This window comes from Acidithiobacillus sp. (assembly GCF_023255755.1).
Taxonomy (GTDB): Bacteria; Pseudomonadota; Gammaproteobacteria; order Acidithiobacillales; family Acidithiobacillaceae; genus Acidithiobacillus.
The window spans coordinates 1-8,869 of the sequence record NZ_JAGDVS010000179.1 but is presented as its reverse complement, the minus strand read 5'-3'; the positions used below and the strand labels follow the sequence as shown (position 1 = coordinate 8,869).

At 56.4% G+C, this 8,869-nt stretch carries 7 protein-coding genes and 1 pseudogene; 5 read left to right on the top strand and 3 right to left on the bottom strand.

Going from position 1 to position 8,869, the window contains the following annotated elements:
* From Q0C48_RS12500 to Q0C48_RS12490, 3 genes and pseudogenes are all read right to left on the bottom strand, one after another.
* A pseudogene (locus tag Q0C48_RS12500) lies at positions 1-201 on the bottom strand (TolC family protein); the annotation flags it as partial.
* A 184-nt stretch (positions 202-385) separates the two neighbouring features.
* Positions 386-1,822 (bottom strand): heavy metal sensor histidine kinase, encoded by a 1,437-nt coding sequence (locus Q0C48_RS12495; protein ID WP_291524856.1) that lies wholly within the window; start codon positions 1,820-1,822, stop codon positions 386-388.
* A complete protein-coding gene (locus tag Q0C48_RS12490; protein ID WP_291524854.1) occupies positions 1,800-2,474 on the bottom strand; it encodes a heavy metal response regulator transcription factor in 675 nt (224 codons plus the stop codon). Before Q0C48_RS12490 ends, Q0C48_RS12495 begins: the two co-directional genes overlap by 23 nt.
* 98 nt (positions 2,475-2,572) lie before the next feature.
* On the opposite strand from Q0C48_RS12490, the gene Q0C48_RS12485 reads away from it, so the two are divergent.
* The 5 genes from Q0C48_RS12485 (at position 2,573) to Q0C48_RS12465 (ending at position 8,727) form a co-directional block, all read left to right on the top strand.
* Entirely contained in the window at positions 2,573-3,514 is a 942-nt protein-coding gene (locus Q0C48_RS12485) for a hypothetical protein (protein WP_291524858.1), read from the top strand.
* A gap of 203 nt (positions 3,515-3,717) precedes the next feature.
* Positions 3,718-6,081, top strand: coding sequence for a TonB-dependent receptor (locus Q0C48_RS12480; protein ID WP_291524852.1), 2,364 nt, complete (start codon positions 3,718-3,720; stop codon positions 6,079-6,081).
* 268 nt (positions 6,082-6,349) lie between these two features.
* Positions 6,350-6,664: a PepSY domain-containing protein gene (locus tag Q0C48_RS12475; protein ID WP_291524850.1), complete on the top strand. Its 315-nt coding sequence runs from the start codon at positions 6,350-6,352 to the stop codon at positions 6,662-6,664.
* Positions 6,665-6,754: 90 nt separating this feature from the next.
* Positions 6,755-7,417, top strand: a complete 663-nt coding sequence (locus tag Q0C48_RS12470) for a response regulator transcription factor (RefSeq protein WP_291524847.1) — start codon at positions 6,755-6,757, stop codon at positions 7,415-7,417.
* Entirely contained in the window at positions 7,414-8,727 is a 1,314-nt protein-coding gene (locus Q0C48_RS12465) for an ATP-binding protein (protein ID WP_291524845.1), read from the top strand. Before Q0C48_RS12470 ends, Q0C48_RS12465 begins: the two co-directional genes overlap by 4 nt.
* Positions 8,728-8,869 lie beyond the last annotated feature (142 nt).

Below are 8,869 nucleotides of genomic sequence, written 5' to 3'. Positions count from 1 at the left end.
CAGATCGGCATGGGCCGCGTGACCCTGATCCTGGCGCTCCGCGATCATATGCTGCGCCTGCTGTACCACCGCCTGATTGACCAGCGCGCGCTGAATGGCACTCTGTAAAGTCAGATCGTCCGCCGAGGCGGTACCCGAGAGCAGACAGGCGCCGATTCCGAGCGCAGTCGCTATCCGCCGTGTCGCGGCTTTGTGCGTCATGCACGGACCTTTATGGTTAAAAACGCGGGATTATTTCGGTGCTTTTCTGGGGGGTTCCGATAATCGACCACTACAATTTTATCTCCGCACAGGATAAATACCGCCATAACTGCTGCGGCCATTGGCGCATCATCGCAAAAGCAGGAAACCAGAAGGTGACCGCAACCTGACGAATTCGTCATCTTTAGTGCGATGCCAGAGTTTCTGTCGCGATAATTGGGAAAGATAAAGTGACGGTGGTGCCCATCCCCAATTCACTCTGCAGTGCGACCTCGCCGCCGTGCAACTGCATAATGGACCGCACGATGGCGAGCCCCAGCCCGGTGCCCTGACCCTGACGCAGGCGCGCCGCATCCGCGCAATAAAAGCGGTCAAATACATGCGGCAGGTCCTCTGGCGCTATCCCGGAACCGCTATCGCTGACGATGATCTGCAGTAGCGATGGCTGAATGGCGGTTCGGATACTGACCTGCCCGCCCGCAGGGGTATGGCGCAGCGCGTTGCCGAGCAGATTGCCCAGTGCGCGCCGCAACAGTCCGGGATTCGCCGCCACTGACCCACTGGCCCTGTTGACCAGCGCAACCCCCAACTCGTCGGCCATCGCCTGATAAAAGGCGCAGACTGCCGCTACTTCTTCCCGGCTGTCCAGCAACGGTGTGTCGAGCTGGGCATCTGGCTGCTCCGCGCGGGCGAGAAAGAGGAGGGAGTCCACCATGCGCGAAAGCCGTCCGTATTCATCCATAGCCGACTCGATACACGTCTGATAGTCCGCCGGACTGCGGTTTCTGGAAAGTGCGATTTCCGCCTCGCCGCGCAGGATATGCAGGGGAGTGCGCAGTTCATGGGCGATATCTGCGGAGAATCGCGAGATACGGTTGAAGGAGGTCTCCAGCCGACCCAGCAGGCGGTCAAAGTTAGCCGCCAGAGTACGCAGTTCGCCAGGCCAATGTTCGTCCGCAACGCGCCGATGCAACTGCCCGGCACCCAGCTCATCGATAATCTGCGCCAACCGTGCGACCGGCCGCATAGCCCGCCGGGCAATCAGATAGCCCGCCGCCACCGCCGCCAGCAGGACGAGGGTGGTCGCCAGCAGCAGCACCTGCCGATAAATAGCCAAAAATTGCGCATTCTGCGTGGTGCTGATGGCGACATAAATCGTTGTTGGCGGATTACCTGCAAGAGGTTGTGCCATGACCAGATAATGATCGTGGTCGTGTATTTTCCATTTCCACTCCTTTTCTTTCAGAGTATTGGGTGATTTCGTGAATGGTCGTGGACTATCCAGAAGCGGATTGAAGCCACGACCGCGGGCAATAATGCCGGCAGGGGGGCGGCTGACCCAGATAAATACGCCGCGAATCGTACTCGCCTCCAATTGCGTTTCGTGTCGTAACGCCTCGGCATTCCCGGCATGCCGACTCAGTGCGCTATGCACTGCATTGATCTTGCTGGCCAAAATCTGGCTGTCGACCTGCCTTAATTGCTCCGCAAGTACCCAATACAAGGCACTGCCAGCGGCGGCAATCAATAAAACGCTGAGCAACGCATACCACAACGTCAGGCGTACAGCTATCGAACTGGTAACGCGGCGGAGGGTCTCAATCGCGTGTTTCAAGGACATAACCTACCCCTCGCAAGGTATGAATCAGCTTGCCGGAATAGGGGTCGTCGACCTTTCTGCGCAGCCGACGGATCGCGACATCCACCACATTGCTGTCGCCGTCAAAATTCATATCCCAGACCTGCTCGGCGATTCGCGTACGGGTCAGCACTTCGCCGGGAAAGCGCATCAAATAGGCCAACAGCCGATATTCCTGAGGGGCAAGACCGATGGTATCTCCCGCGCGCCAGACCTTATGCCGCAGCAGATCGATCTCCAGATCCGCGCAATGGAGCATGTCCTCGGAGCGCACGTTACAGCGGCGCAGGATGTTGTGCACCCGCGCCAGCAGTTCAGAAAAGGCAAAGGGCTTGACCAGATAATCATCGGCGCCGAGCTGCAGACCCTTTACCCGTTGGGAGATTGCGTCCAGCGCCGTCAGCAGGATGACGGGCTGCTCGGCCCGCCGCTTGCGGATTTCCTGCAACACCCACCAGCCATCCCGCTGCGGCAGCATGACATCCAGCACGATGACGTCATAATCCCCTGTCGCCGCCAAGTGTTGTCCGTCTATACCATTACTGGCGATATCTACGACATCCCCTTCCTCCGTAAAACCTTTTTTCAAAAAGGCGGCGGTTTTTGGCTCATCTTCAATGATCAGTATTTTCATGGTGTTTGTTCTTTAAATAAAAATATTTCCTGACCTTTGACCTTCCTGTCGATTTCCTGAAGAATGTCCGCGTTATTAATGACACAATCAGAGGCATGATGAAAACACCCCAGCCCTTGGAACTGCGTCGTAAACAGGCGTTCGGTGCCGTCCGTATCCTTTTCGGTCTGATCTGGCTGATCAATACCTGGTTGCAACTCGACCCCGCCTACAGCACGCACTTTCTCAGCAGCTTCAGTGCCGACTGGGTGTCCGGACAACCCGCCTGGATCGCCAGCTACGGTCACTGGACGGCGGAACTGGTCCAGCAACTGGGTGCGCAGCATGTGGCATATGCGACTATAGCGCTCGACGCCATTCTTGCCATCTCCCTCATTACCGGTATCGGCCTGCCACTGCTGGCCTGGGTGGGCGTGATTTATAACCTCTGGCTATGGAGTACCGTTGGCGGTTTTGGCGGCCCCTACACCCAGGGCGCGACTGATCCTGGCACCGCCATCATTTATGCGCTCTGCTTCCTTTTCGTGGTCTGTACGCGAAGCTGGGAAGGCCTGAGCCTCAGCAAAACACCGCATCGTCCTATTTACGCGCCGGCCATACACACCGCGCGGGTTTTGTTCGGCATACTCTGGGCCGTCGATGCCTTCTGGAAATGGCAGCCCTATTTTCTCACCCATGCCGTCACCTACCTGCAGCAGGCCCTGCCGGGCGAGCCGGCTTGGATCGCGGCCTATATCAGCTTTTTTATCACGATCATCACCTGGGCCGGGCCGGTGTTCTTTGGCTATTTTGCCGCGATCATAGAAAGTGTAATCGCTTTCTACCTTATCATCGGCCGTGGTCTGCGCTGGGTGATCCCCGTTGGTATTGCCTACAGCATTGGCGTCTGGACCACGGCAGAAGGCTGGGGTGCACCGTTTCTGCCGGGCGCCACGGCGAACAAGGGCGATGTCCTGGGTACCACCAATATCTACGCCATCGCGTTCCTTTTTCTGGCGGTCTGGGTTTATCTCACCCCGAGGCGCAAGGGGGACGGATAAACCCGAGGGACATCGCCTCATCTCCCGTATGATCCATCTTCCAAAAAGATATTGGTTGTCACTGCCGGTAATGCCCCTCAAAATGTCATAAAAAAGTCATTAATCTGTCGCATTGTCGTCACATTTGGTGGTTATGATACTCCCTCTTTGAAAAGCCCAAAGATTCTTTTGGGATACCGATCATAACAGGGAGTGTTTTAACCATGCGTAACACCGCGAATTTACGTCCAATCATCGTTGCGCTCATGGCATCCGGGATGATGCTGTCGAGCGCACTTGCCCTGGCTGATGGCGTTACTGCCAGCACGGTAAGTGCTCACCATGCTGCCGTCGACGTCGGTCAGGTCAATGCCGCTGCACAGGGAAGTTCTTACCTTGGGAGCAGTGAGGCGCAGTCCCTTACCCAACAGCACCGTTTTAATTCCGGTCAATCGGTGAAGGTGCTGGACAAGCATGAATTAGCAGCTGCTGGTCCGGTAGGCGGCAGCGCGCAGGCGTTGTCTTATGCGCCGGGCGTCAGCGTCTCCAGCTATGGATACACCGGCTCTACCAAGACCTCTATCAGCGTGAACGGGATCAAGCAGGGTTGGGGCGGTTTCTCCGGTGGCCAGATTGACAACGGCAGCCTCTCTGTCACCTTTGACGGTGTTCCCATGGTAAACCCCTCCAGTGGCCTCTGGGAGAGTCCTCAGGTACCGCAGAACGGCATTCTGCAGGGTATAGGCGTCACCTATGGTCCCGGTAACCCGGTGGATCGCTGGTATAACAACATCGGCGGCCAGATCGATTTTGTCCCCTTGCAACCCACCAAAACGGCTGGCGCCTCGATCAAGATGAGTTACGGCAGCTATAATACCAAAAATATCGTCTTCAACGTGCGCACCGGGAGCATAGACGGCTGGTCCACCATTCTGGCGGGTGGCTCCGGTTCCGGCAACAGCTACCGGCAAACCCCGGATGGTTTCGCCAACCCCAGTTATAACTACGCCTGGTTCCTGAAAACCCGCAAGACCTTCAGCAACGGTGACTTTTCAATGGGTGCCTACCTCGCGAAAGGTTCCGGTTACCGGCCGGTATCCATCCCCCTCAACCCCATTGCCGGTGTGACCATGGATGGTACGCCGAACTCGCCGCTGTATAGCCAGGCGACGTCAGGGTATTATTCCTCGCTGCCGGAAAATGTCTGGTTCAAACGGGACGGCAATACCACCTGGCTGGTCTATAGCAAATTGAACCTTGCACTGGACAGCATGGTGGGTCTGCATAACACGCTCTGGTATCGCAACGGCCACCGTCTGCATTTCCACTATAACAACTACGGATTGTCCAATCCGAAGAATCTCTACGAGTACAATAATCCCCATACCGATGTGTACGGCGACAAGCTCTGGTTTTCGGTGGCCTTGCCCTATAACGATGTGAACGTGGGTGGATTCTTTCTGAACAGCCGGTACAACTCGCGGAATGCCTTTTACAATACCAACCCGCCGTACTACGGCTCGGCGTCTGTGCCCAATGCGCATTACCGCAGCGACTATTTTGACCAGACGGATCTTGCCGCGTTCATCCAGGATCGGATCAGTCCGATGAAAAACCTGCATATCACGCCAGGTGTGCGTTTCATCAATTATCAGACGCGTTACACGCCTGCCGCGCAATCGGATTTCGCCGCGGCTTATGCCCTGTATCCGCAGAATAATCAGGGTGTGCTCCCGGCCGCCAGCAACAGCTTCACCAAGGTGGAGCCCTCGGTGGATTTCAATTGGCAGCCGATCAAATGGCTGGCAGTGTTTGCCAGCTACGCGCAGGCATACAAGGAGCCGCAGGTGGGCGGGGGCGGTGGTTTGTATCAAAGCACCCCACCGATTTATAGTCTGGAAAAAAGCGCCGATTATAATGCGGGCATAAAGATTCATTTCAAGGATGCCACTTACCTGCATAATTTCTTTCTGCTGGCGAGCTTTTACCATCTGCACTATACCAACCAGTATATTCCGTTCTACGATGCCAATGGCAATTATCTGGGTGACGCGAATGGTGATTCCATCTATCAGGGTGTCAATATGGCACTGGAAGATGACCCGATTTACAATCTGCACGTCTTTGCCAATCTCAATTTCGAGAAGGCAACCTTCGCTCATTACGTGACTAACGGCGTCAGTTATGACGGGCTGCCGGTATCCAACGTGCCAAGCAGTACTTTTAATATCGGCACGGCGTACAGCTACTATCTCTCGGGCGTGTTACTGGAGCCGCGGATCTGGTATCAGTACACCGGCGCACAAAATGTCTTCAATAACAATACGACTGCGCCGAGCCAGCAGAAAATGCCGGGCTATGGTACGGTGAATCTGGGTTTTGACAGCACCATCCCCACGCGTGGGAGTATTCCGGGTTTGAAGGATATCAAGCTGAGTGTCGATGTCCTCAATCTTGCGAATAATCGCTATAACGAGTTCCAGTACATCACGGCCGGCGGGCTTCTGGGTGGAAACTCGGCTGGGCAGATGCTGGCATTGCCTGGCGCCCCGTTGACGGTATATGGAAGTATTGCGGTAAACTTCTAGGTCTGTAGTTACTTATAATTTGCGGCAGAAAGGTTCCAGCGTGTTATGTCTGGAGCTTTTCTGCCGGTATTTTTTTTAGGATGACGAGTATGCATTCGGAAATCGCGGATATTTATTCCTTGCGTGGTAGAGGGCTGTCGTGTTGCCGTGCGTTACAGCTCGGATCATTCGGCGCTAAGCCTGCGCTAATTCCGAGGTGGTAGAGTGAGCAACATGGTGGAAGCACAAGTATCCACCAGAACTCAATCTATTGGAGAGGAGTGATGTCATGGGAATATCAAGTAAAAAAGTGGTCATTAGCGTGCTGGGTGTCATTTTGACCGCAGCATCCCTTAGTGCCTTCGCCTTCACTGGCCAGAATCTGGCGGGCAATGCCAAGGTGACTATCGAAGAGGCCCGGACTATTGCCTTCAAGGCATACCCCGGCAAAATCACGGACGAAGAACTGGAGCAGGAGAAGGGTGGGAGCGGTTTGCGCTATTCTTTCGATATCAAAAATGGCAAAGTCACCCATGAAGTAGGCGTCGATGCTAAAACCGGGGCCGTTCTGGAGAACTCCACCGAAGGCGCGCATCCGGATTGATCACTGGCATTGCGAGAGCCCCGCTCCCTTTTTGGGGGGACGGGGCTTTTGGGGCGAGCAAAGTCACCGGGAATATACTGGGACCATCTTATGCGCATTCTCCTTGTCGAAGATGACCGAATGATCGGCGAAGCCATTACAGTGGCTCTGCAGGATGCGGCTTATGCCGTGGACTGGGTGCGGGACGGCGAAACCGCATTGCGGGCCATCGGCAACCAGGAGCACCAGGCGATATTGCTGGATCTGGGTCTGCCCAAACTGGACGGACGCGATCTGCTGAGAAAGCTCCGGGCCACGGGCAACACCTTGCCCGTTATCATCATTACTGCCCGCGATGCGCTGGCGGACCGGGTCGATGGCCTGGACCTCGGCGCCGACGACTATCTGGTCAAACCCTTTGAAATGGATGAACTGCTGGCCCGTTTGCGCGCCATCATCCGCCGGCAGGGCGGGCAAGCTACTTCGGTACTCAGCAACGGATTGCTGCAACTCGACCTGAGCACCCGTGAAGTGCAGTATGGCGATGCACAAGTCCTGTTGACTGCCCGGGAATTCGCATTGCTGCAGGCCTTGTTGCTGCGCCCCGGCACCATTCTCAGCCGTGCCCAGCTCGAAGAGCGCTTATATGGCTGGAATGAAGCCGTGGAGAGCAACACCATTGATTTTCTGATCCACGGTATTCGCAAAAAACTCGGTGCGAAGGTCATCAAAAATGTCCGTGGGGCGGGTTGGATGGTCGTCCGCCAGCCATGATACGTTCTCTGCAAGGCCGTTTGTCCGTCGGATTGAGCATGGCTATTGTGTGTATGGGTTTACTGGCCGGCCTGGCATCATTCGGGCTCGCCTTTGATGAGGCACAGGAATACCAGGATGCGTCCTTGCGGCAGATCGCGGTCCTGATCCCCCCGGAACATGGGCCGACCGTGGAAAAGCCCGTGGCGACTCCTCTGGATGAAGACCCTGACGCGCGCATTGTGGTGCAAGCTTTAGCGACATCCCAGCCGTCGACCGCAGCTTTGCTCAAGCTCCCGATTCACCTGAGCAGTGGCTTCCACACGGTGAACGTGGGCGGCCAGAACTGGCGCGTCTTTGTCCGTCGGGTAGCGCCGGGTAAAAAACTCGCCGTTGCCCAGTCTACCGATGTCCGCAGTGACGCCGCTTTCGATAGCGCTCTGCGAACCCTGATGCCACTTCTGCTGCTGGTGCCTTTGCTGATCGTATTCGCCCGCTATCTGGTCCTGCGCAGTCTGGCACCCGTGCATGCCCTGGCCCTGGCGGCAGATGCGCAGAACGCAGAATATCCCGAGCCTTTGTCGGCAAGCGAGGTGCCGGAGGAAATCGCCCCCTTCCTGCGTGCCATCAACCGCCTGCTGGAACGGGTCAGGCTGCTGATGACCCAACAACGCCGTTTTGTCGCCGACGCCGCCCATGAACTGCGGACACCTCTGACAGCACTCTCGCTACAAGCGCAGAATCTGGAACGGGCGGAATCCCTCGCCGAATGCAAACAACGCCTGCTGCCTCTCAAAAGCGGCCTGGAGCGATCCCGTCATCTGCTCGATCAGTTGTTGAGTCTGGCCCGTCAGCAGGCGGCAATGGCAACGCATCAGCCGGTGGACCTTGCCGCTATCGCCCGTTTGGTAGTGGAAGATCTCTATCCGCTGGCGGAGCAGAAAAACCTGGATTTTGGCTTGGAGCTGGAGGGCGCGGTGTGGGTAGAGGGGACGGAAGCGGCGCTGCATAGCCTGATACGTAACGCCGTCGACAACGCCCTGCGCTATAGCCCGGAAAACGGTGAGGTGACCATCCGAATCCGTAGCGATAGCGAAGAGGGTGTCGTGGAAGTCATCGACAGTGGTCCGGGCATTCCTCCAGAGGAATCGCATAGAGTATTTGATGCATTTTACCGCTTGCCGGACAGCGCGGAAGGCGGTAGCGGTCTGGGTCTGACCATCGCTCGTCATATTGCCGATCAACTCGGCGGACGAATAACACTCAGCTCGCGGAGCGACCGGCAAGGACTGGTTTTTATGTATCGACAGCGCCTTGTCACGTCTCCTTGAATCATAAAACATGGTGGTACCATACCCCTCACGGAGCGAAGGGATCATGTATTCGATTTTTGAGAGATCAGGCTGGTGGCGCCTTGTCGCGGTTCACGGACGCATCGTCCTTCCGCTGTGGCTCCTGACGGGCTGCGCCAGC